Raw genomic sequence first — 25,725 nt, 5'->3', positions numbered from 1 at the left:
GGATAGTTATGAGAAAAATTAATGCATTTCTTAAAAGTGTTATCGTAGAAATTAAAGCAACAACTTGGCCAACAGGTAAGGAACTACGTCGTGATACAACAACTGTTGTTGTAACTGCAATTATGTTTGCGATTTTCTTCTGGATTGTTGATTCAGGTGCTTCTGCATTCTTAACCCTATTTTCATAGAAGAATAGCTATTTAACTGATGTTTTGATATAATGACACAAGTGAGAAAACTTCGTTGATGCGGAGTTTTTTTTGTTTGAGAAAAATGAAGCTGATAATTTAAGGAGAGATATATATAATGGAATCAATCGAAAAAAGTTGGTATGTCTTACATACTTACTCTGGTTACGAAAATAAAGTTAAAACAAATATTGAATCACGTGCACAATCAATGGGTATGGAAGATTTTATTTTCCGTGTAGTTGTTCCTGAAGAAGAAGAACGTGAAGTTAAAAATGGTAAAGAAAAAACAGATATGAAGAAAACATTCCCTGGATATGTTTTAGTTGAGATGGGTATGTCAGATGAATCATGGTATGTTGTTCGTAATACACCAGGCGTAACTGGGTTCGTTGGTTCTCATGGGGCCGGAAGTAAACCAGCACCACTATTACCTGAAGAAGTAGAATTGATTCTTCGTCGTTTGGGTATGAGTGCTCGTCATCAAGAATTGGACATTGAAATTGGTGAATCTGTCACAATTATTGAAGGTGCATTTGCTAACCTTATCGGTAAAGTAACGGAAATTGATAATGAAAAATTAAAACTTAAAGTTGATATTGATATGTTTGGTCGTGAAACAAGTACAGAATTGAACTTTGATCAAGTAGATAAATTATTAGGCTAGGGTGATAACTCACAAAAGTAGAAGGTGATTTAATGACTAAGGGACTTTTGAAGATAGGCTTGTTAGGTCTAGGAGCAGGCACAAGTTTTTTCATTGGGAATAAATTTAGACGATTAGGGCATGTTTCAATTGATGCCTCTGATCCAATTGTACCTAGCGACAAGATGACCCCAACACTATTTGTTCACGGTTATAGTGGTAATCGACTTTCTTTTGGCCCAATGATTGCCCGTTTTGAACGAGCAGGCTATGGTCGTAAAGATATGGTTATCATAGTTGATGATAATGGTAGTTTACATGTTGAAGGTCAATTAAGATCTGCGCAACCATTCATTCAAGTTTTATTTAAAAATAATATAGCTCCTGTTGAAAAACAAAGCTTATGGTTACATTATATTATGCAATTTTTATATGGCGCTTATGCCATTGAAAAGGTCGATTTTGTTGGGCATTCAATGGGTAGTGTCAGTATATTACGCTATATGACAGAATACAGAGATATGACTGATGTCCCAATGGTGGCACATGCCATTTCAATTGGTGCACCATACAATGATCATAATGTAGCACAAAATACGCCTATCATTGAAGATTTATTTTTAACTGATAAAGGTCCAGTGGAAACGACTTCACTCTACCAGTATTTTGAAAAGGCAATGCAGCATCTACCGGAGAATTTACAATTTTTAAATATTGCTGGCGATTTGAAAAATGGCAATGATGGCGCTGTTTCCATTAATAGTGTTTTATCACTTCGCTATTTAGTTGAAAATCAGCTTAATTATCAGGAACTTATTGTGAGCGGTCGAAGAGCAGCACACAGATTATTACATGAAAATAAACGAGTTGATGAATCAATTTACACATTTTTATGGAAAAAGCATAAATAAGATTGCGTGGAACCCATCTGGGTGTTATATTATATTAGTATGTTCTGCATACAGTGGGAGGAGAAATTTATATCTCCATTTACCACGCACGGATTTTACAAGGAGGTATGTCACGTGGCTAAAACAGTAGCAAACGTCGTTAAATTACAAATTCCAGCAGGGAAAGCAACTCCTGCTCCACCGGTTGGTCCTGCATTAGGACAAGCTGGTATTAATATCATGGGCTTTACAAAGGAATTCAATGCACGTACAGCTGACCAAGCTGGTATGTTAATTCCCGTTGTAATTAGTGTTTACGAAGATCGTTCATTCGATTTCGTTACAAAAACACCACCCGCAGCAGTTCTTTTAAAGAAAGCTGCAGGCGTTGAAAGTGGTTCTGGCGAACCTAACACTAAAAAAGTTGCAACAGTAACTAGTGCTCAAGTTCAACAAATCGCTGAAACTAAAATGCAAGATCTAAACGCTTCAGGTGTTGAATCTGCAATGCGCATGATCGAAGGAACTGCACGAAGCATGGGATTCGTTGTAGAAGGTTAATTCCTAACTACAAACACGCTTCTCGGTCGGATACTCTATGAAAATAGATGTATCAAGTGGGAGGTTTATCCGTTAGACCACATATTGCAAGGAGGAAAATTCAAGATGGCTAAAAAAGGTAAAAATTATCAAGACGCTTTAAAACAAGTTGAAGAAGGTAAAAACTATTCAATTACTGATGCAATCGCATTAGCTAAGAAAATGGACTTTGCTAAGTTTGACGCTACAATTGAACTTGCTTACAACTTAAACTTAGATACAAAACAAGCAGACCAACAATTACGTGGGGCTGTTGTACTTCCAAATGGTACTGGTAAAGACCAAACTGTTGTTGTATTCGCTAAAGGCGATAAAGCTAAAGCTGCACTTGCAGCCGGCGCTGACGTTGTTGGTGATGATGACTTGGTTGAACGTATTTCTGGTGGCTGGTTAGATTTTGATGTTGCTATTGCAACACCAGATATGATGGCCCAAGTTGGACGTTTAGGCCGTGTCTTAGGACCTAAAGGTTTAATGCCTAATCCTAAAACAGGTACTGTTACAATGGACGTTGAAAAAGCAGTTTCAGAATCTAAAGCCGGCAAGGTAACTTACCGTACTGATAGAGATGGAAATGTTCATGTTCCAATTGGTAAAGTATCATTTGATGATGCAGCATTAATTGGTAACTTTGATGTTATCAACGATGTTATTGTTAAAGCTCGCCCATCATCAGTTAAGGGTGGCTATATCAAACATTTATCTGTTGCTACAACATTTGGTCCAAGCTTAAACTTGGCTCAAAACTAATATTAGATAATTAAATTTCTTTAGTTGACCCATATATCTAACTGTGTTAAATTTATGGAAGTCAATTAATTTATGATTCTACCGAAGACTCAGGTGGCGCAAGCCTTAATTTACCTGCCGAGGAGTGAAGTATTACTCTCTCTGTGTCTTGGTGGACACGGAGTTTTTTTATTGTAAAAAAGCTCTGACACGACTACAGGAGGTGAATCAATTATGAGTAAAGAATTTATCGCACAAAAAGCATTAATTGTGGATGAAGTAACTGAAAAATTCAATAACGCTGCATCTGCAGTTGTTGTGGATTACCGTGGTTTAACGGTTGAACAAGTGACTGCATTACGTAAGGAATTACGCGAAGCAGGCGTTGAAATGAAAGTTATCAAAAACAAGATTTTAGTACGTGCTGCTGAAAAAGCAGGGTATGAAGGTATGGAAGAAGTATTTTCTGGACCTACTGCAGTCGCATTTTCTAGCGAAGATGTTGTTGCACCTGCACGTATTATGGCTAATTTTGCTAAGACTGCTGAAGCACTTAGCATTAAAGGTGGTGTCATTGAAGGTAAAGTTGCAACGTTAGAAGAAATTAACGCTCTTGCTACATTACCTAGTCGTGATGGCTTACTTTCAATGTTACTTTCAGTATTACAAGCACCTGTTCGCAACGTTGCTTATGCAATTAACGCTGTTGCAGAAAGTAAAGACGAAGAACCTGCTGCTTAATACTTAGCATCTATGATCGGTACCTAAAGGTACACACAAAATCGTACACATAAAATGGAGGATACACACATGTCATTAGATACAGAAAAAATCATTGCTGATTTAAAAGAAGCAAGCATTTTAGATTTAAACGACTTAGTTAAAGCAATCGAAGAAGAATTCGGTGTTTCAGCTGCTGCTCCTGTAGCTGCTGCTGGCGCTGGTGCTGGCGAAGCTGCTGCTGAAAAATCAGAATTTACTGTTGAATTAACAGAAGCTGGCGACCAAAAAGTTAAAGCTATCAAAGCCGTTCGCGAAATTACAGGTTTAGGCCTTAAAGACGCTAAAGGTTTAGTTGATAACATTCCATCAGTTATCAAAGAAGGTATTTCTAAAGACGAAGCTGAAGCAATGAAAGCTTCTTTAGAAGAAGTTGGCGCAGTAGTTACTCTCAAATAATAATATTTTTATTTTTGAATAATTTTAAGCACGATGATTTCCAATTTATTGGAAATCATCGTGCTATTTTTTTGCAAAATGTTTGGTTATGTTAATAAATCGTGGTAAGGTATTTAAATAAACATATATCTGAAAAAATATTGAATAAAATGGACAAAATGTAGAGGGGGTAAGCTATAAACGAACATAATTAGAAGCGTCTATTTAAAGGATAGCGATAACTATTCCAATATTAGCGTTTGAAATCTCTTTAAAATTAGAAATTCGTCGAATTATTAATTAATGTTAAACTTTTTCTATATACATCATTAGTTATTTATTAATGTCCACAGTTTGGCATGATCACCAGCGCTTATTTAAAATTAGTTAGTATGTAGATAAAAGAGTTAATTTAGAAATAGTAACTAGATCGAAGCAAATTATTTTTATGGTGATGTTAGTTATTTTATACCAAATTTTACATAGACTACATTAATTTTATTAACGATATAGACTTTATTGTGAAATGAAGGTTACGTAGAACAAAAGAAAAAATAGTATTATATATTCCGGGGGGAGTATAAGTAACAAAAAATAAATCGGGGGATTCAAAAAATGAAAAAAATAATTAGTACGTGTAATGAATTTATTAAAAAAAGATTAACAGCAATTAAGCTTTTATTTGTTTTATCAGTTTTAATTTTTGTTATTATCCAAGTTGGACAAATATTTAAGGATATAAATGGTGAACAAGTTCAGCAAAGTTTTGAATCACAGTCAGTAAAATCCATTATATTAATGTTGGTAATTGGATTTATTGCTGTCCTTCCGATGATGATTTATGATTTTGTCATGGTTAAATTTTTACCAGAAAAGTATTCTTGGCGATACATTCTTCAAAGCGGTTGGATAACGAATACAATGACTAACATAGCAGGATTTGGTGGCCTACTAGGTGCATCACTTAGAGCTAATTTTTATAGTAAAAATGCGTCTAAAAAACAGGTGCTATTTGCTATATCAAAAATAGCATTATTTTTAGTTGCGGGTCTATCACTATATTGTTGGGTTTCTTTATTCATGATTTTTGGATTAAATATTGGACCACAATTCGGACAGTATTGGGTCTGGTTGTTATTAGGTGGCCTATATTTTCCAATTGTTTTTATTATTACAAAGACAAGAGATTCAGAATTTTTTGCAGATTTAACATTAGGTCGTGAACTAACGTTAATACTTGGCTCTTCCTTAGAATGGGGATCTGCTGGTTTATTTTTCATTTATATCGGATTTATGATGAATGTTGATACATCTAATTTAGTTGCTGTCTTCCCGTTATTTATTATCGCATCAATTATCGGTGTTATTTCAATGATTCCGGGTGGGTTAGGTTCTTTTGATGTCTTTATGATTTTAGGGTTACAAACATTAGGTGTACAGGATAGCACAGCTGTTATCTGGTTATTGTTTTATCGATTATTTTATTATATATTCCCATTCTTAGTGGGGGTATTATTATTCGTTAAAGATTCAGGACATCGTCTTAATGAGTACTTAAATGGACTACCAGTTATCTTACTCAGTAGAGTAGCACATTTTATACTTGTGTTATTTTTCTATATGACAGGTATCATCTTATTACTTGCTTCAACGGTTCCAGAATTTACATTTACTAATCCAATTATTAATTACTTATATCCTTATACCTTTTATTTCATTCATCAAATGAGTAATATTATACTTGCATTCTTAATGATTGGGATTGGTCGAGGTATTGAATCTAAAGTTAAACGTGTCTATTGGCCAATGATTATCTTTGTTGTCGTGGGTATTGCTAATACATTGTGGCATGATTTCTCAGTAACAATACTTATTTTCTTAACTATCATTCTCATTTGTGCACTATTATCTAAACCAATATTTTATCGTGAAAGATTTGAATATTCATGGGGCCGTTTATTAATTGATGGAAGTATATTTGCTGGAACATTCATTTTATACACAATCGTAGGATTCTATAACATGCCAGAATTCCACTTTAAGGGTAAAGTTCCAGATGTATTCTTATTTCCTTCAGAAAAGATATGGCTATCAGGATTCCTAGGTTTACTTTCTGCAGTTGTGGTGTTATGGATTGCATTTACGTACTTATCTGGTAAGGATAAACGATTTGGTAAGCAAGATTTTCCAGCAGATCGTGTTAAAAATGTAATTGATACTTATGGTGGTAATGAAGTCAGTCATCTTTCATTTTTAAAGGATAAAAATGTTTATTTCTATCAAAATGATGGACAGGACGAAGTATTTTTCCTTTATCAAAAAAAATCGAATAAATTAGTGGTTATGGGTGAACCTGTTGGTAATCATGAGTTTATTCGTGAAGCAATTAATCAATTTATTGTTGACGCAGATATTGAAGGATTAGAATTAGTTTTTTATGAAGTTGATGCGAAGTTAACAATGATGTTACATGAAGTTGGATTTGATTTCATTAAAACGGGTGAAGAAGGTTTTGTTAGAGTAGCTGAATTTGAATTGGCTGGTAAAAAAAGACGTTCTGAACGTGCTTTAATGAATAAATTTGAACGAGAAAACTATACATTTGCAATGATCGAGCCCCCTTATTCAAAGGAAACTATTCAAGAATTGAAAAAAATATCTGATAGTTGGCTGAATGGACAAGCTGAAAAAGGATTTTCTTTAGGATTTTTCGATGAATATTATCTTAATCAAGCGCCTATTGCTATTATTAATGATTCTGAGGGACATAAGGTTGCCTTTGCGACAATGATGCCAACCGGAAATAATAGGGTCTTATCGATTGATTTGATGAGATATAGTAGAGAAGAAGCGCCATCTGGTATTATGGATAAAATCTTTATTAGCCTTTTTCAACAAGCAAAAGAAGGCGGCTATGAATTATTCGATATGGGTATGGCACCATTGTCGAATGTAGGTGAATCTAAATTTAGTTTTGCGGAAGAAAAAATAGCTCATTTAATTTATGAATATGGGTATCATTTTTATGGTTTCCAGGGACTAAAGAAGTATAAAAATAAATATGTAACTAAATGGCAGCCAAAATATATTTCATTTAGGAAACGTAGTTCGATTGCCTTTACGTTATTACAGATTTTAGCAGTTGTAAATCAAAAAAAATCAGTAGATAAAAAGGATAGAATGCCTAGCCCTATAATGAAGTTTTTAATAAAGAATATTAGATAATATAGTATATTAAAAGGGTAGAGATATATATTATTTGAGACACCAAGACATAATTCCGGTAAAATATCGGAATTATGTCTTTTAATTTGCAAGAAATACGTTTGTTATGAAGCAAAAGAAACTCTAAATGTAGTGAACAAATAGTTAATTTAACGTACTTTTAGTCTGGAAACTGCGTATGATGATTGCTTTCTTACTCGATTATTTAGATATAAAAATGCCTCACAATTACTAGACTTATGTCTAATAATTGTGAGGCATTTCATTAATTAGTATTATCTTTTTTTAAACATATTTTTGATAGAGATTAATAAAAATGGCATATAGAGTAACCATAAATTTAAACGTTGCCACAAACCACGATAAGGAATTTTAAATTGTGAATCTGGCATAATTCTTGGATAAACAAATAAAAATTGAATTCCTAGTGAAATAATAAAGGCAACTAATAAAAGGGTTGTAATTAGTTTTTTACCTTGCTTTTGATAGAGTTTTAATAAAAAAAACATACTAATCAAAAGAGCGGTGTCGCCAATGCCTGACGAATAATTGTGGATCATACCCGTAATGCTTTGTGTATTTGATGTGAGTGCACGATCGAAAATTCCTGTTAAAAGACAATCGGTCATACTAAAAATAATTAACATAGCGGTAAACCAGCTGGCTAATTTTTTTGACGTACCTTTAAAATATTCATAGAAAGCTGGTGCTGAAAGTAAGAAAAGAAGTCCATTTATAACTTCCCAAACTTTAAATGCCATATGAGTTGGAACGCCAACTTCCCCAAAATCACTAATTAAATTAGTGAATTGCAAATAACCAGGTACAAATGGTGCTAATGCTAAAGGCAAAATCCACTCACTTATAACGGCAAGTGCCATTAAATAAAAACCATATTTCTTTAAAAAATTCATTATAGATCCCCAATTCTAATTATTTATATGATAATTTTATTATAACTTATTTAAGTAATAGTTGTTTACGAAAAGGCTAATTAAAAATGACACTTCTTAATTATAATTAAGATAATACCAAGATATATCGATTTAGATAGCCTTATTTTAGATATAATGATAAAGTGTTAACTAGTTTATGAACAATATTTTTGATATAATGGAAGTTAAGAAATTACAACAAATTGAAAGTAGGGTGTTACCTTGGATTCTGGTCCGGAAAATTATTTAGTGAATGTAATTGTTATTATCGCAATATTACTTTTGTCTGTGTTATTTACACTGACTGAGTATGCGTTGGTTCGTGTCCGTATTAGTGCATTGAAAGATATGTATGGGAAAAAGCCGCTTAAAAATATTAAGCGGGCTATTCATATGACGGAGAACCTAACGGAGTATCTGTCAACGGCCCAAGTTGGAATCACTTCAACTAGTTTGATTTTAGGTTGGATTGGTGAAAAAACAATAGCAGATGCGATTATACAATCAAATATATTACCCGCGGCTATGGCAAATGCTATTGCATCGGTTGCTGCAATTCTTATTTTTACTGTTATTCATGCTGTTTTTACTGATTTAGTACCTAAAAATATTGCAATTGCAGATCCATTGCCAGTATTATTATTTATTGTCCGTCCTATTATGTTTTTCCATATTGTGTTATACCCATTAATTTGGATTTTAGATCGTTCAGCAAATTGGATTACGCATTTGTTAGGTTATGAAGTTGAAAATGAAGAAGATATTTATTCGCAAACTGAAATTCTCTCATTATCTCGATTATCCGCAAATGCTGGTGAACTTGATGAAGAAGATTTAACATTCATGCGACGAGCATTTGATATGAATGATAAAGTGGCAGAAGATATCATGATTGACCGAACATCGATGGTTGCAGTAGACGTAGACGATTCAATTAGAAACGTTGTTAATTTATATTGGAGAACTAGATATTCAAGGTTCCCAGTTATTGCTAACAATGATAAAGATAAAGTTATCGGGTACGTTTATAGTTATGATTTATTGCGACAGGAAAAAATTGATAAGACAAATTTGATTTCAACAATTATGCGTGATATTCCGGCCGTTCAAGAAAATGCTGAAGTTCATAGTATTATGGATGTTATGGTATCTAAGAGAACACCAATCGTTATCGTCGTTAATGAGTATGGTGGGACTTCAGGGATTGTTACAGATAAAGATATCTATGAAGAATTATTTGGTGTTGTTAGAGAAGAATTTGATGATACGAATGACGATAATATAGTAGATATGGGAAACAATAAATTTAAAGTTTCAGGTAAAGTGACATTATATGATTTTGAAAGATATTTTGATACAACGCTTAAAGAAACGGAAGAAAGTGAAGCGGTGACGCTTACTGGATTTGTGCTTAATAATGACTCAAAATTTCGAGCTAATGATGAAATGAAAATTGCTAATTTTAATATTAAGGCATTGGACTATGAAAATGCTTATATTTCAGAATTTGAAGTAACTGTTTTACCAACAGATAAAAGAGTGATTAACAAAGTGAACGCTTAAAAAAATAGTATTTAGGGTTAGTTTTTAATTAGCTCTAAATGCTATTTTTTTTACTACATTACTGGTAAGGATTATAGCTTGCCAATTGGTAAAAGTAGTAACCATATTAATTTGAATCAAACGACTATTTCGAATTATTTAAAATGGTCACAATATCTGGTAGGAGGAGACAATTATGAAAAATAAAAGGAATATCAGCGCCATCTTATTTGGATTTGTTCCAATGATTATGGGAGTAGTTTTGTATCACAAATTACCCAATAAAATTCCGATTCACTGGAATATAGGTGGTAATATTGATCAGTATGGTGATAAAAATCTAGTTATTATTGGGTTCCCATTATTGATGATTTTAATCAATGTGGTGATAATGGTAATAGATAACACTAATCGTCAAAATAAGAAACTAGATACAGCTTTAATTTGGATTACGCCAATCTTATCAATACTTTTAGCAACAATGATATTTGCTACCGCGTTGGGACATCAGGTTAATATTATTAGCAGTGTTGCACTGATAGTGGGAACATTGCTGATCATCTTAGGAAACTATGCGCCTAAAACGGTTCCTAATAAATATACCAACTTTAGGATGAAGAAAATAACGCAGGATTCTAGTCATCGTGAGAAATTAAATCGTTTATCAGGTGTATGGATGGTCATTATAGGAATATTGATACTTTGTGCGGGAATAGTGGGAATGTTACTGTAATTGTAAAGTTAAAACTGTTAAATAAAAAATCCTTACTATCAGTTTTTAGGCTGATAGTAAGGATTTTTTTCTAACGTTTAGGACGACGTTTCATTTGGCCGCTTTCACCAATTTCATAATCTGAATCATCCATTGATTCCACACTACCAAGTAAGTAGCCATTACCAACTTGAGAGAAGAAATCATGATTAGATGTTGATGTTGAAATTCCGTTCATGACAACAGGATTAACATCAGAAGCTGTATCAGGGAACAAAGGATCTTGGCCTAAATTCATTAGAGCTTTGTTGGCATTGTAACGTAAGAAGGTTAAAACTTCTTCAGTCCAACCAACTTCATCATAAAGTTCATGGGTATATTTTTCTTCGTTTTCATATAATTCAAACAGAAGGTCATACATCCAGGTCTTCATTTTACCTTGTTCTTCTTCAGAAAGTTCGTTGAATCCTAATTGGAATTTATAGCCAATGAAGGTACCATGAACAGATTCATCACGTAAAATTAATTTAATAATTTCAGCAACGTTTGCCAGTTTGTTATGGCCTAAATAGTAAAGTGGCGTATAGAAACCAGAGTAGAATAAGAACGTTTCAAGAAAAACAGAAGCAACTTTTTTCTCCAATGGTGACCCGTTTTGGTAAATACCATTAATACGTTGTGCTTTTTTTTGTAAAAATTCGTTTTTGTCTGTCCATTCGAAAATTTCAGTAATCTCTGAAGCTGTATTCAACGTTGAAAAAATTGATGAATAACTTTTAGCATGAACCGATTCCATAAATTGAATATTATTTAAAACAGCTTCTTCGTGGGCAGTCCGTGTATCATGACGCAACGCTTCCATCCCATCTTGTGATTGCACCGTATCCAACAATGTTAGCCCACCAAAATCATGACCAACTAATGTTTTTTCTGCAGGACTCAGTGTACGCCAATCATCTAAATCATTTGAAAGGGGGATACGTGTATCTAACCAAAATTGTTCTGTTAGTTTTTCCCAAGTTGCTTTATCAACTTGATCTTCAACTTCGTTCCAATTAATTGCTTTGTAACTATCATTATTCATTTAACTTTCCTCCGTTACAGTTTAGATAACACAACTCTCACAAGCGTTTGCGCCAACTTCTTCTTGATCATCAGTAAAGGTTCTGATGTAGTAAATTGACTTAATACCTTTATTATACGCATAATTACGCAAAATGTTTAAGTCACGTGTTGTCATTTTATCTGTCCGACCATTTTTCCATTCGTAGAGGCCTTCAGGAATCGTTGAACGCATGAATAAAGTTAAACTAAGTGATTGATCGATATGTTCCTGTGCAGCAGCGTAAACGTCAATAACTTTACGCATATCCATGTCGTATGCAGAAGTATAGTATGGAATCGTGTCATTTGAAAGGTAAGGAGCTGGATAGTAAATCTTTCCAATTTTCTTTTCTTGACGCTCTTCGATTCGGTTAATAATTGGGTGAAGACTGGCAGTAGTATCGTTAATATATGAAATAGAGCCATTAGGTGCAACAGCCAATCTATTTTGATGATAAAGACCGTCAGTTTGAATATTAGCTTTCAAAGTCGCCCAATCTTCTTGATTAGGGATGTCGATGCCATCAAATAAGGCAGCAACTTTATCAGAAGTAGGGCCCCAATCTTCGTTAAGATACTTATCAAAGTAGGTACCAGTTGCATAAGTACTTTTTTCAAAGTTATGGAATGTTTCATTTTTTTCTTTAGCGATAGCATTTGATGATTTTAATGAGTAATAGTTAAGCATCATAAAATAAACACTAGTGAAATCGATTGAGTCTTCTGAACCATAATGCATATGGTTTTTAGCGAAGTAGGCATGTAAGCCCATTGCACCTAAACCGATGGTATGCGCTAAGTTATTTCCATGTTGAATAGGAGGCACAACATCAATATCTGAACTATCAGTTACAAAAGTTAAAGCGCGAACCATTGAATCAACTGAACGGCCAAAATCTGGAGAAGCCATCATATTAACAATGTTAGTTGAGCCTAAGTTACATGAAATATCAGTCCCCATAACATCGTAGCCTTGTGCATTATTCACAGTTGATGGTGTCTGAACCTGCATGATTTCTGAACAAAGATTACTCATAATGATTTTACCATCAATTGGGTTTGCGCGATTTGCTGTATCAACATTGACAATATAAGGATAGCCTGACTCTTGTTGCAGCTTAGAAATTTCAGTTTCTAATTCGCGGGCAAGAATCGTTTTTTTACTAATATTTTTATTGGCAACCATATTGTCATATTCTTTTGTGATATCAACATAGGAATAAGGGACTCCATATTCTCTTTCAACACCGTAGGGATCGAAAAGATACATCGTTGCATTATCTTTAATGAGTTCGTAAAATTTATCAGGTACAGTGATGCCTAGTGATAAAGTTTTAACACGGATTTTTTCATCAGCATTTTCTTTTTTAGCTGACAGGAAAGCAACAATATCTGGATGGAAGACGTCTAAATAGACAACTCCAGCACCTTGACGCTGTCCTAGTTGGTTAGAATATGAAAAACTATCTTCTAATAATTTCATAACGGGTAGAACACCAGAAGCAGCGCCCTCAATCCCTTTAATTGGTGCACCTGCGCCACGTAAATTACTGAGCGTAATACCAACACCACCACCAATTCGAGATAATTGAAGTGCTGAGTTAATGCCACGTCCAATACCATTCATATCATCAGTAATTTGAATTAGGAAGCAAGAAACTAATTCTCCACGACGTTTACGACCGGCATTTAAGAAACTAGGTGTAGCAGGTTGGTAACGTTGATGAATCATTTCGTCAGCTAAATTCATAGCTAGTTCTGTATTACCATCAGCAAAGTAAAGAACGTTCATTGCAACACGATCAATATAATTTTCAAGGTAATAGGCATTATTATCAGTTTTAAGTGCGTATTGAGCATAAAATTTGTAGGCAGCCATAAATGTACCGAAATGGAATTTTTGAGCTGCTAAATAAGCGTAGAGCTCCTCTATAAATGAGAAGTCATATTTATTATAAAAATCAGTTTCAATATAGTTGTTGTCAATTAAATAATCAAAACGTGCTTTTAATGAATCAAATTGCATTGTATTTTCAGCAACATTTTCTTTCAAAAAGGCGGTTAAGGCTTCTTGATCTTTTTGAAGTGGGATTTGACCGTCTACGGGAATATTAATTTCATTATTTAAATCATAATAAGTGACTTTATCACTATTTAACGTTTTTAATGTCAATTTCATCAACTACTTTCTTCATATTGATTACATCTTCTTCAGTGCCATTGAATTCAAATTCATATAATAATGGGACGTGATAGTCGGTTGCGATATCTTTGGCTGTAAAAATAAAAAGTTGGGCGAAGTTGCGGTTCCCACCGCCAACAACACCCAGTATATTTTCTCTATTTGATTGATATTCAATAAAGTCGTTGACCGATTCAGTGAGCCCAATTTCATAAGTTGGAACAATTAAAATATAGGGTTCATTTAATTCAATAAGCGGGTTTGTTGGATCGATTTCAAATGAAGGATAGCCAATTTTATTGATGAAGCGTCGTGTTTGTCCAGTAATGCTAAAGAAAACAATTTTCATTAGACTGCCAACTTTTTAAGCATATCAGGACGAAATCCTGCGATTGTATCGAATCCAGTAGCTTCTATAACAGGAACAGCTTGGAAACCTTGGCCTTTCAAGTAATCGATTGCGTTATCGTCTTCGGAAATGTTACGTTCATCAAAGTCGACGTTGTTTTCTTCTAAAAAACGTTTTGTCATTTTGCATTGGATGCAGTTGTTTTTTGTAAATACAGTAACTTTTTTCATTATATAAATTCCCCTTTGTTGTTTTGTTTAATAAGATAAGTATACAACACATAATCCAAAAATCAATTGAAAAAAACACTACATTTAGTGTGATTTTAAGTTGCATCACACAAGATGTAGTGTTCAAGGTCTTGGATTGTTTATATTAAATTTTGATTGCGAAAATTCGATTTTCTCCGTATTATAGAAACTATTGAGAAAGTAGGTAAAAATATGACGAATTATTATTTTTCGAAAAATCCAGATGTTATTCATGATGAAAAAGAATGGACATTTAAACTGTTGAACAACGAGTTTAAGTTTACCACAGATAATGGTGTATTTTCAAAAAAAACAGTCGATTTTGGTTCAAGAGTTTTATTAAATGCAGTTGAGCAACAAAAAATAATTCCGGGAAATATTTTAGATGTTGGATGTGGATACGGTCCAATAGGACTTGCTATAGCCAAGAATCAACCAGAACGAAAAATAGACATGACAGATGTAAACGAATTAGCATTAGAATTAGCAAAGAAGAACGCGGTAATCAATAAAATTAATAATATAGAAGTTTTTGAATCTGCCGCATACAGTCATGTAAAAAAGACAGATTATGCTGCAATTCTTACAAACCCGCCTATTAGAGCAGGCAAAGAGGTCGTTCATGAAATTTTAAGTGGCGCATTCGACCATTTAAAAGTTGGCGGACAATTGTTTGCTGTATTACAAAAGAAACAAGGGGCAAGTTCGGCTCAAAAGAGAATGACTGAAGTTTTTGGTAATTGTGACATTATTTTAAAAGATAAAGGTTACTATATTTTAATGAGTGTGAAGTAAATGGTAGAAAAATTAACTGAAGAACAAAAAGAATTTTTTATGCGCGAAGCTTTATATGAAGCAAGAAATGCAAAAATTATTGGTGAAGTACCAATTGGCTGTGTTGTTGTACAAAATGGTGAGATTATTGGACGAGGCCATAATATTCGTGAACACGTGCAAGATGCAACCCTTCACGCTGAAATTTTAGCCATCCAAGAAGCCTGTGCTACGATTCATAGCTGGCGTCTTGTAGATGCGCAATTATTCGTAACACTAGAACCATGCCCAATGTGTAGTGGTGCGATTATCAATTCAAGAATCCCCGAAGTTTACTTTGGTGCATTTGATCCTAAAGCAGGAACTGCAGGCAGCATTGGGAACTTATTAACGGATGAACGATTTAATCATCAAGCAAAAGTAGAATCTGGATTATTATTAGATGAAGCCAAAGACCTACTCCAATCATTCTTTAGAGAAGTTCGTCGTAAAAGAAAAGAAAAAAAGCAATCATAAAGGTAGCTTTTTGTTGGAATTTAATGTATTATAATAATTGCCGCAAGGCCTTAAGGCAATAGTGTGCTTACGAATTGTGTCAGATCCGGAAGGAAGCAGCACTAAGTTTGATTCACTTTGTGCCTTAAGTAATTATGATTATTTAAGACTCTTAGTCAGAAATGGCTGAGAGATTTTTTTATTTAAAAAGCTATTTATAGATTTTGAAAGGAGAGATTGTGATGAGTTACCAAGCTTTATACCGTGTCTGGCGTCCACAAAAATTTAGTGATTTAGTTGGACAAAACATGATTACGCAGACGTTGAAAAATGCAATTATGACACAACAAACAAGTCATGCATACATTTTTAATGGTCCACGTGGAACAGGTAAAACGTCCGCAGCTAAAATTTTTGCTAAGGCAGTTAATTGTCACTTCCAGGAAAATGGCGAACCATGTAACAAATGTGAGACATGTATCGCTATTACGAATGGTCAATTAAACGATGTTATCGAAATTGATGCCGCTTCTAATAATGGGGTTGAAGAAATTCGTGATATCCGTGACAAAGTAAAGTATGCACCCACACAAGCTGATTTTAAAATCTATATTATTGATGAAGTTCATATGCTATCTACGGGTGCTTTTAATGCACTCTTGAAGACGCTTGAAGAACCACCTGAAAATGTTATTTTTATTCTTGCTACAACGGAACCACATAAGATTCCAGCAACCATTATTTCTAGAACTCAGAAATTTGATTTCAAGCGTATTACGCCAGCTGACAGTTATGAACGAATGGTTTATATTTTGTCTGAAAAAGGAATTGAATATGAAGAACCAGCGCTTAAAGTTATCGCTAAAGCAGCTGAAGGTGGAATGCGGGATGCTTTGAGTATTTTAGATCAGGTCATTTCATTCGGTGATAACAAGGTGACTTTGGATAATGCTTTGTTAGTAACCGGTAGTGTAACACAGGATAAAATACAGAATTACGTCACGGAAGTTAGTCAAAAAGCGACTACTGAGGCATTAGAAACGATACAAGCAATTATAGACGAAGGTAAAGATTCAACTAGATTAATCGAAGATTTAATTGCCTATAGTCGTGATTTACTATTATATCAGCAAGCACCAGCACTTATTAATCAACTAGAATTAGGGATGGTTAATGATGATTTTAAAAACTTATCACAGACTATTTCTGCTGATTTCTTATACCAAATGATAAATGTTTTAAATGAAATTCAACAACAAATGCGATTTACAACACATCCAGATGTTTATTTAGAAGTATTAACAATTCGATTATCACAATTTAATACCTCTGATACGATTGCGGAGACGACTCAATCAGAATTAAGTTCAGATGCATCTAAACAAATTAATAATTTAACTAAAACAGTTGAAGACTTGAAAAAGCAAATAATTGATTTAAGTCAGAATGATAATCAACCGCAAGTGGCAGTAATAGCTAAGCCTAAAAAAGTTGCCTCTACTCAAAAAAAAGCAACATTAAATTTATCTCAAATTTATCCTATTTTAGATCACGCAACAAAAGAAAGTTTGGTACAATTAAAACAGGTTTGGCCAGAGTTGTTGCATCAACTTTCAGTTACACAACGTGCGATTATGCAAGCTAGTGAACCGGTTGCGGCTAGTCCTGACAGTGTACTTGTTAGTTTTAATTACGAATTCTTGTCTGTCAAAGCTTCAAGTGATACAGAGTTACTCGATGCTTTAGGTAATGGGTTAGATCGATTATTACATCATGTCCCTAAGGTGGTCTGTATTACAGCAGAGCAATGGCCAGAAGTCCGAAAATCTTACATTAAACAAAATGAGCACGAGGGAACTGAAACAATTATTGAGCCAGAACCTGAAGTAGTAGAACCAATTGTTTCAAAAGCTGAAGAAATTTTTGGAACAGAAAATATAGAAATTAAACAGGATTAGAAAGGAAGTAATTAATAATGATGCGTGGAAATGGTAATATGCAAGGTATGATGAAACAAATGCAAAAATTACAAAAAGATATGACAAAAGACCAAGAGGCTTTGAATGCAACTGAATTTGTTGGCGAAGCTTCAAATGATTTAGTTAAGGTAACCTTTACAGGGGACAAAAAAATGACTGATATCATGATTAAAGAAGAAGCAGTCGATCCTGATGATGTTGATATGTTACAAGATTTAATTATTATGGCTGTTAATGATGCTATGACAAAAATTGAAAAAACAACAACTGATAAATTGGGTAAATATTCTCAAGGGATGCCTGGACTATAAACTTAAAATTAAAGAAGGCTAAAGAAAATGCAATATCCTGAACCTATCGCAAAATTGATTGAAAGTTATATGAAATTACCAGGTATTGGTGGTAAAACTGCTACAAGATTAGCTTTTTTTACAATTGATATGGATGAAGATGATGTCACCGATTTTGCTAAATCACTAATATCTGCCAAACGAGACCTACATTATTGTAGTATCTGTGGCAATATTACTGAAGAAGATCCTTGTCAGATTTGTTCTGATTCATCACGTGATCAAACCAAAGTTATTGTTGTAGAAGAACCTAAAGATGTGATGTCTTTAGAAAAAATGAAAGAGTATCACGGCTTGTATCACGTGCTTCATGGTGTATTATCACCAATTGAAGGTAAAGGGCCGGAAGATATTAATATCACAAGTTTATTAACACGTCTTCAATCGCATCCCGATATGCAGGAAGTTATTATTGCGACAAATGCAACGCCAGAAGGTGAAGCAACGTCAATGTATTTATCGAGATTGATTAAACCGGCTGGAATTAAAGTGACAAGATTAGCCCATGGACTATCTGTAGGTAGCGATATTGAGTACGCAGATGAAATGACGTTGTTTAAAGCGATTGAAGGACGTACTGAAATATAGAAATGAGCTGACGGTGTAATGTTTAATAAAAAAACAAAACTTAAATTACGTAAAGAGTATGACGCTAAGTTGCTAGAGTCAATTGATCTCGCTAAAATAGCATGGGATCAAGCCAAACAAACTGAAGAGGCCATTTACGAAGTTGATGAAGAATTAATTAATGAAACACAGATGGCAAGAAAAAGATATTTCTTTCTCTATAATGAAGCGCGTGTTCGTTCAGTTAAAGGGCATATGCAGGCTTCAGTAATCACACATTAAATTAGAAAGAACGTTGAGACAATTCGCCTAACTTGTCTTGGCGTTTTTTTGTGAAATGCTGATTAGATTTATTAAATAAGAGATAGTATACTAATAGTAGGTTTATCTTATGGACAGGTTTTTAAGATTCAAGTACAATAATAATAAGTATTGGGGTCGTTAATGTGACTGGAAAATTTATAACGATTGAAGGACCAGATGGGTCCGGCAAAACGAGTGCCTTAAAAGGTATTATAAAAAAGATACAAAATAACTTGGTAAAAGAATTAGTTATAACACGTGAACCAGGTGGAAGTCCGATATCTGAAGCCATTCGTGAAGTTGTCTTAAATCAAGATTATCCAGAGATGGATAAACGAACTGAAGCATTATTGTTTGCAGCATCAAGACGTCAGCATATCGCAGAAATAATTTTCCCAGCACTTAAGGAAGATAAAATTGTAATATGTGATCGTTATGTTGATAGTTCAATTGCTTACCAAGGTGCTGGTAGAGATATCGGAACGCAAGCGGTTGCTGATATGAACCTATTTGCAACAAATGGAACAGAACCTGATTTAACTTTATACTTTGACGTACCATCAGAAATTGGATTAAAACGAATTTTTGAGCATCGTCAAAATGAAATAAATCGTTTAGATGATGAAAAGTTAGAGTTCCATCAAAAAGTACGCAAAGCATACCAACAATTAGCAGTGAAAAATCCAGAACGTATTATAACCATTAATGCGGCGCAACCTTTGGAAAAAGTAATTGACGATTGTATTGACGTTCTGAAGAAAAAATTACCCGAGTCTTTTAAATAAATGAAATGAGGGAATTCAAATGAAATTAATTACAGCGATTGTTCAAGATAAAGATAGTAACCGATTAAGCAATATATTTATAGATTCAAATGTCCGTGCAACAAAACTATCAACAACTGGTGGTTTTTTAAAGTCTGGTAATACAACCTTTTTAATTGGTATTGAAGATGAACGTGTTGATGAGGTATTACAAATCATTAAAGAGACATCATCAACGCGTGAACAATTTATGGCCCCCCCTGTTAACTTAGATGTTTCAATGGATGCACAAGTACCATTTCCATTAGAAGTTCAGGTTGGTGGTGCAACAGTATTTGTCTTACCAGTAGAAGAGTTTCATCAATTTTAGGAGTAAATAGTAATGACAGAATTAGCTGATGAAACCAGTAATATTAAAATTCAAGAATTACAGCCAAAATTAATTGAACATTTTGAAAAATTGATAATAACAAATAAGTTAGCCCATGCTTATCTATTTTCCGGACCAGAAGGTATTGGTAAGGTTGAACTAGCACAATGGATTGCAATGCGACTCTTTTGTACTGCTGACGAGGATCAAAAGCCTTGCGGTGTATGTGGTGAATGTCAACGAATTCTATCAGGTAATCACCCTGATATCGTGAGTGTTAAGCCTGAAGGCCAGTCAATTAAAGTTGATCAAATTCGATTTTTGAAATCAGAATTTTCAAAAAGTGGTGTTGAAGGTAGCCAAAAGATTTTTATAATTGAAAAAGCTGAGAGTATGACAGCTAGTGCTGCGAACAGTTTACTTAAATTTTTAGAAGAGCCTGTTGGAAATGTGAAAGCTTTCTTATTAACAGAAAATAAAAATCAAATTTTGCCAACTATTCAATCACGGTGCCAACTGGTTAATTTTGTCGCACTCTCTCAAGAAAAATTGATTCAAAATTTATTAAATCAAGGTATCTTGAAAGATCAGGCTCAGTTACTTGTTCATGTAACTGAGAGTACAAGCCATGCTGTAGCATTAGCACAAGATGAGAATTTTACTGAAATGACAAATCAAGTTTGGAATTGGTTCAGTAAATTATTGAAAAATGATGCTGAAAGTTTCATTTTGGTACAAACAAAACTAGTGCCACTCGCAAAAGAAAAACAACAACAGGCATTGATGGTTGATTTAATGGTACTGTTAGCGCGTGATTGTTTACTTGTCCGTTATAATCGTAAGGAACAAGTGAGTTTTTCTAATCGTTTAACTGAAATTGATAAAATAACTCAAATGATTAGTGATAAAAAGTTAGTTGCTATATTAGATGGTTGTTTACAAATTAAAACGATGCTCCAAATAAATATGACATTTCAAAGTGCAATTGAAGTAACAACGTTAAAATTAATAGATTTATAAAATATGAAATGAAGGTGATTTTGTGGATAAGCGTCAACTATATGATAATTTTATAGCTATCGAGGAAGAAATGAAAAAAATGTTATCGAGTTTTGAAACAATAAAATCTGATATGACTGGTGTTCTTGAAAATAACGCTGAATTGGAGATTGAAAACCAACATTTGAGAGAACGATTAAGTGAAATAGAACGACAAACGTCTAAGAATTTTAATGAATCTTCCGATGCAAATCTGTCAAAATCACGTCAAAACTTAGAAAAATTATATGATCAAGGTTTTCATATTTGTAATATTGAAGGGATGTACGGATCACGTCGAGTCGATGATGAACCTTGTGCTTTCTGTTTAGATTTAATTTATGGGGAGCGCGAAGTATGAGTGAAATAGCAGCACAAAGCAGTTTTCAAGGTAAAGGGACAACTGGGTCATTATATTTAGTACCGACACCAATTGGTAATTTATCTGATATGACGTTTAGAGCGATTGATATTTTAAAAGAGGTTGACTATATAGCAGCCGAAGATACACGAAACACACAAAAATTATTAAATCATTTTGAAATTGAAACAAGTCAATTGAGTTTTCATGAACATAATACGCAAGAACGTATTCCGCAATTTGTTGATAAAATATTGGCTGGTCAATCAATCGCACAAGTAAGTGATGCAGGAATGCCATCAATTAGTGATCCTGGGCATGATCTTGTTAAAGCATGTATTGAAGCTAAGATTCCAGTTGTGCCACTTCCTGGGGCAAATGCCGGGATCACTGCATTAATAGCTTCTGGATTAGCGCCACAACCGTTCTTATTCTATGGTTTTTTATCGCGAAAACCTAAGAGTCAAAAAGAAGAATTAGCTGAGTTGAAAAATCAAACAATGACGCTTATTTTTTATGAAGCACCACATCGCTTGAAAAAAACATTAACACAAATAGCTGCTAGCCTTGGTGGTCAGCGTAAAGTTGTACTATGCCGAGAATTAACTAAACGTTATGAAGAATTCTTGCGTGGAACACTGGATGATGCTATCAAATGGGCTGGCACTGAGCAAGTCCGTGGAGAATTTTGTGTAATTGTTGAGGGAAATGATTCGCCAGAAGCAACGGAAGTTGATCATCTGGCTAATATGTCAATTGAAGAACAAGTTGATTATTTGATTGAAACAGGTATGAAAACTAATGATGCGATAAAAGAGATTGCTAAGAAACAAGAGATGAAAAAACAAGAAGTTTATAATCTGTATCATCAGATTTAAGGAGTGAACATATTGGCAGATAATAAATTTAGTGAGCTACATCGTGCGGTTTACTATGAAGGCGATAAAAGTGGGCGTGTGACAGTAGCAATGCTAATTAACATGATTATTTTGGTTTCAACAGACCAAAGTGATAGCTTAGGAATTACTGAAAAAGATTTAACAAATTTGGGCTTTGGTTGGGTTATTACACAATATCTTATTGATATTTCGAGAATACCACATATTGATGAGAATTTAACATTAACTACTGAGGCTGTTTCGTACAATCGTTTCTTCTGTTACCGAGATTTCTGGGTTCATGATGAAGCAGGTAATGAGTGTGCACATATTCATGCTGTATTTGTTTTAATGGATCATAAAACACGTAAAATGACTCGTGTATTGCCAGAAGTTATTGAACCTTTTGGTGCTGAATATACACGAAGAATTGAGCGTTTGGAGAAACCAGTTGGTATCATGAAAGAAGATACAATAGCTGCTAAAAAATCATATGACGTTCGATTCTTTGATATTGATCCAAATCAACATGTAAACAATTCAAAATATTTTGATTGGTTATTAGATTCATTGTCAGAAGACTTTTTAATGTCACATGATTTGAAACATATGAATATTAAATATGAAAAAGAAATTCACTATGGTCATAAGATAGATAGTATCGTTGTTATTGATAACTTAACGACACATCACCAGATTAAAATTGGTGATGATGTTTATTGTGAAGCTGACTGTGAGTGGACGAAACGTTAGAATAAAAAATGCTCTGAGTAACTGGAAGTCTATCCAGTTACTCAGAGCATTTTTTATATTTTTATGATAAAGCATCTGCGACATAAATCGAGAGTTCTTCTTTTTCAAGACCAGCACTTAATCCAACCAATAGTTTGATTCTTGCTTTTTGACCATTTAAGCCACGACAGAAGATGCCGCCCATTTTTTTCAATTGAACGCCACCACCTTCATAGTCGTAAACATCTTGTGCCACGCCATTAAAGCAACGTGAAACAATTACAACTGGAATATCGCGATCAATTAATTTTTGAAGATTAGCTAAAACTTGTGGGGGAAGATTTCCTGCACCAAGAGCTTCAATGACAATACCGTTCGTTTGGTCATTATTAAGAAAACCAAGTAAATCAGCATCCATTCCAGCATAAGCCTTAATTAAATAAACATGATCAACAACTTTGTCGATTGCTAAGCAAGTCTGGCTTAGCAATTCGGCAAAAAAGGTCACGTTATCTTTAGCGATACTACCAATTGGGCCAAACGTTGGTGTTCTAAAAGTTGCGACATTTGTTGTATGTGTTTTTGTTACATAGCGTGCTGTATGAATTTCATCATTCATAACAACTAAGACACCTTTATCAACTGCATCATCACTTGCTGCAGTTAAGATGGCTGTTTGAAAATTGTGTAAGCCATCTGAGCCTATTTCATTTGCGGAACGCATAGCACCTGTTAAAACGACAGGTAGATGGTTCGGTAATGTAAGATCTAAAAAATAAGCAGTTTCTTCTAATGTATCCGTACCGTGAGTAATAACAATACCATCAATCGCTTCCGCGGATGCACGCATAATTCTTTTTTGAATAATTAGCATCTCTATGGGGCCAATATGTGGGGATGGTAAGTTAAAAATATTTTCAGTGATTAAATCGAAACGATCACCAAATGGATTTTCAACTTGGTTTAAAGGGTTTTCTGCACCAGGTGCAACTGCGCCTGTTTCTTGATTTTCAGACATGGCGATTGTACCACCAGTGTGTAAAATTAATATTTTTTTCATATTTTCCTCCTTGCTGACACTTAGATTATACATATTATATTGTACTTTGACTATGAATTTGTTACTGTATATGAACAGATAAGGTGGTTATGAGAATGAAAGAAAAACAATTAAGTAAGAATGAGTATTTATTTATTAGCTCAATGTTATTCGGTTTATTTTTTGGCGCGGGAAATTTAATTTTTCCAGTCTTTGTAGGTCAACAATCCGGACAAAACCTGTGGATAGGTAATTTAGGCTTTCTAATTGCTGGTGTTGGGTTACCTTTTTTAGGTGTAATTGCTATTGGATTGTCTAAAAGTAGGGGAGTTTTCGATTTAGCCTCTAAGGTTAATCGAACGTATGGCATAATTTTCACAATGTTGCTCTACCTAACTATTGGACCGCTATTTGCAGGTCCAAGATCAGCAACTATTCCGTTTGAAATTGGAATTGCACCACATATTAAAGCCAGCCAACATTCAGTATGGCTATTATTATTTTCAATTTTATTCTTCACAATAGTTTGGCTTTTGGCAGTTAAACCAACCAAGATATTAGTCTATGTTGGTAAGTATTTAAATCCCATATTTTTATGTGCGTTGGCTATTTTATTGTTATTTGTATTTATTAAGCCAATGGGTAATTTTTCAGATTTCCCCGCAACAAGTTCTTACAAGAATGGTGCTTTTATGTCTGCTTTTGGGCAAGGATATTACACTATGGATGCACTCGCTGGTTTGGCTTTTGGTATTATCATTGTGGATACAATTAAAGATTTAGGTATTACGAATCCTAAATCAATTACTAAAGGGATTATCTATTCTGGTAGTATCAGTGTTATTTTGATGGGAATCATCTATACATGCTTGGCCTATCTTGGGGCAACGAGTCTGGGTGTATTTCCACATTCTGGTAATGGTGGTGCTATTTTAGCTCAAGTTGCTCAACGTTATTTTGGACAATTCGGAAGTTTCTTTCTTGCTGCAATTATTGTTGTTGCTTGTATTAAAACGGCAATTGGCGTGACTAGCGCATGTGCTAAAACATGTGTTGAAATTATTGGTCATGGTAGCTATAAATTGTATTTAACACTTGGTTGTGTGATTAGTTGTTTAATTGCCAACGTTGGGTTAGATCAATTAATTACATTATCAACACCAGTTTTGATGTTGCTTTACCCACTTGCTATTGTATTGATGATTGCTGCCTGTTTAGAACCTACTTTAAATAAGTATGACTTAAAAGTCAGCATTATCTACAAATGGTTAACCGTTTTAACGCTTTTTAGTGCCATTTTTGATGGACTAAACGCGATGCCAATTTCAATTAAAAATTTAGCTTTTGCTAAAAATATGTTAGCATTTGCAAATCATTATTTACCACTGTTTAATATTGGCTTAAGTTGGATAGTTCCTGCTGCGTTAGGATTACTTATGGGACTAATTTTTATGATTCGTGAAAAGAAAATAAATTAAAAAGAAACATGAAGTGAACCCCAAAAGTTGGAGTAAATATTAAGCGATCATCTGGTCGGTATGTTTTCGATATTCAATCGGAGACA

General features: G+C 34.0%; 29 protein-coding genes, 1 other RNA gene and 1 other annotated feature. Of the genes, 24 read left to right on the top strand and 6 right to left on the bottom strand.

The genetic code is table 11. The features are described from left to right. Nucleotides 1–8 precede the first annotated feature (8 nt). The 8 genes from secE (at nt 9) to mprF (ending at nt 7,436) form a co-directional block, all read left to right on the top strand. Nucleotides 9–188, top strand: a complete 180-nt coding sequence (secE, locus tag AC1RPK_RS06870; RefSeq protein WP_057974232.1) for a preprotein translocase subunit SecE — start codon at nt 9–11, stop codon at nt 186–188. 115 nt (nt 189–303) lie between these two features. Next, on the top strand, nt 304–855 hold the full coding sequence (nusG, locus tag AC1RPK_RS06865; protein ID WP_409022813.1) for a transcription termination/antitermination protein NusG: 552 nt from the start codon (nt 304–306) through the stop codon (nt 853–855). A gap of 32 nt (nt 856–887) precedes the next feature. Continuing rightward, nucleotides 888–1,745 (top strand): alpha/beta hydrolase, encoded by an 858-nt coding sequence (locus tag AC1RPK_RS06860; RefSeq protein WP_481761894.1) that lies wholly within the window; start codon nt 888–890, stop codon nt 1,743–1,745. 114 nt (nt 1,746–1,859) lie between these two features. Beyond that, the gene (gene rplK, locus AC1RPK_RS06855; protein ID WP_409021537.1) at nt 1,860–2,285 is read left to right on the top strand and encodes a 50S ribosomal protein L11; all 426 of its coding nucleotides are present in this window, start codon (nt 1,860–1,862) and stop codon (nt 2,283–2,285) included. Between the two features lie 105 nt (nt 2,286–2,390). Further along, entirely contained in the window at nt 2,391–3,074 is a 684-nt protein-coding gene (gene rplA / locus AC1RPK_RS06850; RefSeq protein ID WP_409021536.1) for a 50S ribosomal protein L1, read from the top strand. A gap of 63 nt (nt 3,075–3,137) precedes the next feature. Further along, nucleotides 3,138–3,253: a sequence feature (ribosomal protein L10 leader region), on the top strand. 34 nt (nt 3,254–3,287) lie between these two features. Further along, nucleotides 3,288–3,794 carry a 50S ribosomal protein L10 gene (rplJ, locus tag AC1RPK_RS06845; RefSeq protein ID WP_481761895.1) on the top strand — a complete coding sequence of 169 codons (507 nt, stop codon included), beginning with the start codon at nt 3,288–3,290 and terminating at the stop codon, nt 3,792–3,794. Between the two features lie 69 nt (nt 3,795–3,863). Then, nucleotides 3,864–4,232 (top strand): 50S ribosomal protein L7/L12, encoded by a 369-nt coding sequence (gene rplL / locus AC1RPK_RS06840; RefSeq protein ID WP_409021534.1) that lies wholly within the window; start codon nt 3,864–3,866, stop codon nt 4,230–4,232. 594 nt (nt 4,233–4,826) lie between these two features. Continuing rightward, nucleotides 4,827–7,436 (top strand): bifunctional lysylphosphatidylglycerol flippase/synthetase MprF, encoded by a 2,610-nt coding sequence (gene mprF / locus AC1RPK_RS06835; protein WP_481761896.1) that lies wholly within the window; start codon nt 4,827–4,829, stop codon nt 7,434–7,436. Between the two features lie 275 nt (nt 7,437–7,711). Here the strand turns inward: mprF and AC1RPK_RS06830 are convergent, their stop codons facing one another. Continuing rightward, nucleotides 7,712–8,350, bottom strand: a complete 639-nt coding sequence (locus tag AC1RPK_RS06830) for a DUF998 domain-containing protein (RefSeq protein WP_481761897.1) — start codon at nt 8,348–8,350, stop codon at nt 7,712–7,714. 243 nt (nt 8,351–8,593) lie between these two features. On the opposite strand from AC1RPK_RS06830, the gene AC1RPK_RS06825 reads away from it, so the two are divergent. Together AC1RPK_RS06825 and AC1RPK_RS06820 are read left to right on the top strand one after the other, a co-directional pair. Next, the gene (locus AC1RPK_RS06825) at nt 8,594–9,934 is read left to right on the top strand and encodes a hemolysin family protein (protein ID WP_481761898.1); all 1,341 of its coding nucleotides are present in this window, start codon (nt 8,594–8,596) and stop codon (nt 9,932–9,934) included. Nucleotides 9,935–10,109: 175 nt separating this feature from the next. After that, nucleotides 10,110–10,646, top strand: coding sequence for a DUF1648 domain-containing protein (locus AC1RPK_RS06820; RefSeq protein ID WP_481761899.1), 537 nt, complete (start codon nt 10,110–10,112; stop codon nt 10,644–10,646). A 70-nt stretch (nt 10,647–10,716) separates the two neighbouring features. Here AC1RPK_RS06820 and nrdF read toward each other — a convergent pair whose 3' ends face one another. From nrdF to nrdH, 4 genes are read right to left on the bottom strand one after another with little or no spacing between them, the layout of a single operon-like run. Then, on the bottom strand, nt 10,717–11,709 hold the full coding sequence (nrdF, locus tag AC1RPK_RS06815; protein WP_409021529.1) for a class 1b ribonucleoside-diphosphate reductase subunit beta: 993 nt from the start codon (nt 11,707–11,709) through the stop codon (nt 10,717–10,719). A 21-nt stretch (nt 11,710–11,730) separates the two neighbouring features. Then, a complete protein-coding gene (nrdE, locus tag AC1RPK_RS06810; protein ID WP_481761900.1) occupies nt 11,731–13,908 on the bottom strand; it encodes a class 1b ribonucleoside-diphosphate reductase subunit alpha in 2,178 nt (725 codons plus the stop codon). Continuing rightward, the gene (gene nrdI / locus AC1RPK_RS06805) at nt 13,880–14,260 is read right to left on the bottom strand and encodes a class Ib ribonucleoside-diphosphate reductase assembly flavoprotein NrdI (protein WP_481761901.1); all 381 of its coding nucleotides are present in this window, start codon (nt 14,258–14,260) and stop codon (nt 13,880–13,882) included. Before nrdI ends, nrdE begins: the two co-directional genes overlap by 29 nt. After that, entirely contained in the window at nt 14,260–14,490 is a 231-nt protein-coding gene (nrdH, locus tag AC1RPK_RS06800) for a glutaredoxin-like protein NrdH (RefSeq protein WP_481761902.1), read from the bottom strand. The genes nrdI and nrdH overlap by 1 nt, the downstream gene beginning before the upstream one ends. A 213-nt stretch (nt 14,491–14,703) precedes the next feature. Between nrdH and AC1RPK_RS06795 the strand changes: the two genes are divergently transcribed. The 13 genes from AC1RPK_RS06795 to AC1RPK_RS06735 all read left to right on the top strand — a co-directional run bounded on the left by AC1RPK_RS06795 (nt 14,704) and on the right by AC1RPK_RS06735 (nt 23,143). Beyond that, complete coding sequence (locus AC1RPK_RS06795) at nt 14,704–15,306, top strand: class I SAM-dependent methyltransferase (RefSeq protein WP_481761903.1); 603 nt, start codon at nt 14,704–14,706, stop codon at nt 15,304–15,306. After that, nucleotides 15,307–15,801, top strand: a complete 495-nt coding sequence (tadA, locus tag AC1RPK_RS06790) for a tRNA adenosine(34) deaminase TadA (RefSeq protein WP_409021525.1) — start codon at nt 15,307–15,309, stop codon at nt 15,799–15,801. It abuts the gene before it with no gap. Between the two features lie 47 nt (nt 15,802–15,848). Then, an RNA gene (ffs, locus tag AC1RPK_RS06785) (signal recognition particle sRNA small type) lies at nt 15,849–15,935 on the top strand. 87 nt (nt 15,936–16,022) lie between these two features. Continuing rightward, nucleotides 16,023–17,738, top strand: coding sequence for a DNA polymerase III subunit gamma/tau (dnaX, locus tag AC1RPK_RS06780; protein WP_481761904.1), 1,716 nt, complete (start codon nt 16,023–16,025; stop codon nt 17,736–17,738). 17 nt (nt 17,739–17,755) lie between these two features. Beyond that, nucleotides 17,756–18,070 (top strand): YbaB/EbfC family nucleoid-associated protein, encoded by a 315-nt coding sequence (locus tag AC1RPK_RS06775; RefSeq protein ID WP_409021523.1) that lies wholly within the window; start codon nt 17,756–17,758, stop codon nt 18,068–18,070. A gap of 27 nt (nt 18,071–18,097) precedes the next feature. After that, nucleotides 18,098–18,697, top strand: coding sequence for a recombination mediator RecR (gene recR / locus AC1RPK_RS06770; RefSeq protein ID WP_409021522.1), 600 nt, complete (start codon nt 18,098–18,100; stop codon nt 18,695–18,697). An 18-nt stretch (nt 18,698–18,715) separates the two neighbouring features. Next, nucleotides 18,716–18,958 carry a YaaL family protein gene (locus AC1RPK_RS06765; RefSeq protein WP_481761905.1) on the top strand — a complete coding sequence of 81 codons (243 nt, stop codon included), beginning with the start codon at nt 18,716–18,718 and terminating at the stop codon, nt 18,956–18,958. 164 nt (nt 18,959–19,122) lie between these two features. Next, nucleotides 19,123–19,764, top strand: coding sequence for a dTMP kinase (gene tmk / locus AC1RPK_RS06760; RefSeq protein WP_481761906.1), 642 nt, complete (start codon nt 19,123–19,125; stop codon nt 19,762–19,764). Nucleotides 19,765–19,783: 19 nt separating this feature from the next. Then, nucleotides 19,784–20,113 carry a cyclic-di-AMP receptor gene (locus tag AC1RPK_RS06755; protein WP_409021519.1) on the top strand — a complete coding sequence of 110 codons (330 nt, stop codon included), beginning with the start codon at nt 19,784–19,786 and terminating at the stop codon, nt 20,111–20,113. A 12-nt stretch (nt 20,114–20,125) separates the two neighbouring features. Further along, on the top strand, nt 20,126–21,133 hold the full coding sequence (gene holB, locus AC1RPK_RS06750) for a DNA polymerase III subunit delta' (protein WP_481761907.1): 1,008 nt from the start codon (nt 20,126–20,128) through the stop codon (nt 21,131–21,133). Between the two features lie 22 nt (nt 21,134–21,155). After that, nucleotides 21,156–21,512 carry a DNA replication initiation control protein YabA gene (locus AC1RPK_RS06745; protein WP_481761908.1) on the top strand — a complete coding sequence of 119 codons (357 nt, stop codon included), beginning with the start codon at nt 21,156–21,158 and terminating at the stop codon, nt 21,510–21,512. Continuing rightward, complete coding sequence (gene rsmI, locus AC1RPK_RS06740) at nt 21,509–22,390, top strand: 16S rRNA (cytidine(1402)-2'-O)-methyltransferase (RefSeq protein ID WP_481761909.1); 882 nt, start codon at nt 21,509–21,511, stop codon at nt 22,388–22,390. Before AC1RPK_RS06745 ends, rsmI begins: the two co-directional genes overlap by 4 nt. A 12-nt stretch (nt 22,391–22,402) precedes the next feature. Then, complete coding sequence (locus tag AC1RPK_RS06735; protein ID WP_481761910.1) at nt 22,403–23,143, top strand: acyl-[acyl-carrier-protein] thioesterase; 741 nt, start codon at nt 22,403–22,405, stop codon at nt 23,141–23,143. A gap of 61 nt (nt 23,144–23,204) precedes the next feature. Here the strand turns inward: AC1RPK_RS06735 and AC1RPK_RS06730 are convergent, their stop codons facing one another. Next, a complete protein-coding gene (locus AC1RPK_RS06730) occupies nt 23,205–24,182 on the bottom strand; it encodes an asparaginase (protein WP_481761911.1) in 978 nt (325 codons plus the stop codon). 95 nt (nt 24,183–24,277) lie between these two features. Between AC1RPK_RS06730 and brnQ the strand changes: the two genes are divergently transcribed. Further along, nucleotides 24,278–25,639: a branched-chain amino acid transport system II carrier protein gene (gene brnQ / locus AC1RPK_RS06725; RefSeq protein ID WP_481761912.1), complete on the top strand. Its 1,362-nt coding sequence runs from the start codon at nt 24,278–24,280 to the stop codon at nt 25,637–25,639. Nucleotides 25,640–25,725 lie beyond the last annotated feature (86 nt).

This window comes from Dellaglioa sp. CoH-55-MRSF-6 (assembly GCF_056782215.1).
The sequence above is the reverse complement of the archived record's forward strand: the minus strand, read 5'-3'. Positions and strand labels throughout refer to the sequence as shown.

What these genes read in the sequence shown, in the direction of transcription:
- secE (WP_057974232.1), top strand. Translation starts at nt 9, where the DNA reads ATGAGAAAAATTAATGCATTTCTTAAAAGTGTTATCGTAGAAATTAAA.
- AC1RPK_RS06860 (WP_481761894.1), top strand. Translation starts at nt 888, where the DNA reads ATGACTAAGGGACTTTTGAAGATAGGCTTGTTAGGTCTAGGAGCAGGC.
- rplA (WP_409021536.1), top strand. Translation starts at nt 2,391, where the DNA reads ATGGCTAAAAAAGGTAAAAATTATCAAGACGCTTTAAAACAAGTTGAA.
- rplJ (WP_481761895.1), top strand. Translation starts at nt 3,288, where the DNA reads ATGAGTAAAGAATTTATCGCACAAAAAGCATTAATTGTGGATGAAGTA.
- rplL (WP_409021534.1), top strand. Translation starts at nt 3,864, where the DNA reads ATGTCATTAGATACAGAAAAAATCATTGCTGATTTAAAAGAAGCAAGC.
- mprF (WP_481761896.1), top strand. Translation starts at nt 4,827, where the DNA reads ATGAAAAAAATAATTAGTACGTGTAATGAATTTATTAAAAAAAGATTA.
- AC1RPK_RS06830 (WP_481761897.1), bottom strand. Translation starts at nt 8,350, where the DNA reads ATGAATTTTTTAAAGAAATATGGTTTTTATTTAATGGCACTTGCCGTT.
- AC1RPK_RS06820 (WP_481761899.1), top strand. Translation starts at nt 10,110, where the DNA reads ATGAAAAATAAAAGGAATATCAGCGCCATCTTATTTGGATTTGTTCCA.
- nrdF (WP_409021529.1), bottom strand. Translation starts at nt 11,709, where the DNA reads ATGAATAATGATAGTTACAAAGCAATTAATTGGAACGAAGTTGAAGAT.
- nrdE (WP_481761900.1), bottom strand. Translation starts at nt 13,908, where the DNA reads ATGAAATTGACATTAAAAACGTTAAATAGTGATAAAGTCACTTATTAT.
- nrdI (WP_481761901.1), bottom strand. Translation starts at nt 14,260, where the DNA reads ATGAAAATTGTTTTCTTTAGCATTACTGGACAAACACGACGCTTCATC.
- nrdH (WP_481761902.1), bottom strand. Translation starts at nt 14,490, where the DNA reads ATGAAAAAAGTTACTGTATTTACAAAAAACAACTGCATCCAATGCAAA.
- AC1RPK_RS06795 (WP_481761903.1), top strand. Translation starts at nt 14,704, where the DNA reads ATGACGAATTATTATTTTTCGAAAAATCCAGATGTTATTCATGATGAA.
- tadA (WP_409021525.1), top strand. Translation starts at nt 15,307, where the DNA reads ATGGTAGAAAAATTAACTGAAGAACAAAAAGAATTTTTTATGCGCGAA.
- dnaX (WP_481761904.1), top strand. Translation starts at nt 16,023, where the DNA reads ATGAGTTACCAAGCTTTATACCGTGTCTGGCGTCCACAAAAATTTAGT.
- AC1RPK_RS06775 (WP_409021523.1), top strand. Translation starts at nt 17,756, where the DNA reads ATGATGCGTGGAAATGGTAATATGCAAGGTATGATGAAACAAATGCAA.
- recR (WP_409021522.1), top strand. Translation starts at nt 18,098, where the DNA reads ATGCAATATCCTGAACCTATCGCAAAATTGATTGAAAGTTATATGAAA.
- AC1RPK_RS06765 (WP_481761905.1), top strand. Translation starts at nt 18,716, where the DNA reads ATGTTTAATAAAAAAACAAAACTTAAATTACGTAAAGAGTATGACGCT.
- AC1RPK_RS06755 (WP_409021519.1), top strand. Translation starts at nt 19,784, where the DNA reads ATGAAATTAATTACAGCGATTGTTCAAGATAAAGATAGTAACCGATTA.
- holB (WP_481761907.1), top strand. Translation starts at nt 20,126, where the DNA reads ATGACAGAATTAGCTGATGAAACCAGTAATATTAAAATTCAAGAATTA.
- rsmI (WP_481761909.1), top strand. Translation starts at nt 21,509, where the DNA reads ATGAGTGAAATAGCAGCACAAAGCAGTTTTCAAGGTAAAGGGACAACT.
- AC1RPK_RS06730 (WP_481761911.1), bottom strand. Translation starts at nt 24,182, where the DNA reads ATGAAAAAAATATTAATTTTACACACTGGTGGTACAATCGCCATGTCT.
- brnQ (WP_481761912.1), top strand. Translation starts at nt 24,278, where the DNA reads ATGAAAGAAAAACAATTAAGTAAGAATGAGTATTTATTTATTAGCTCA.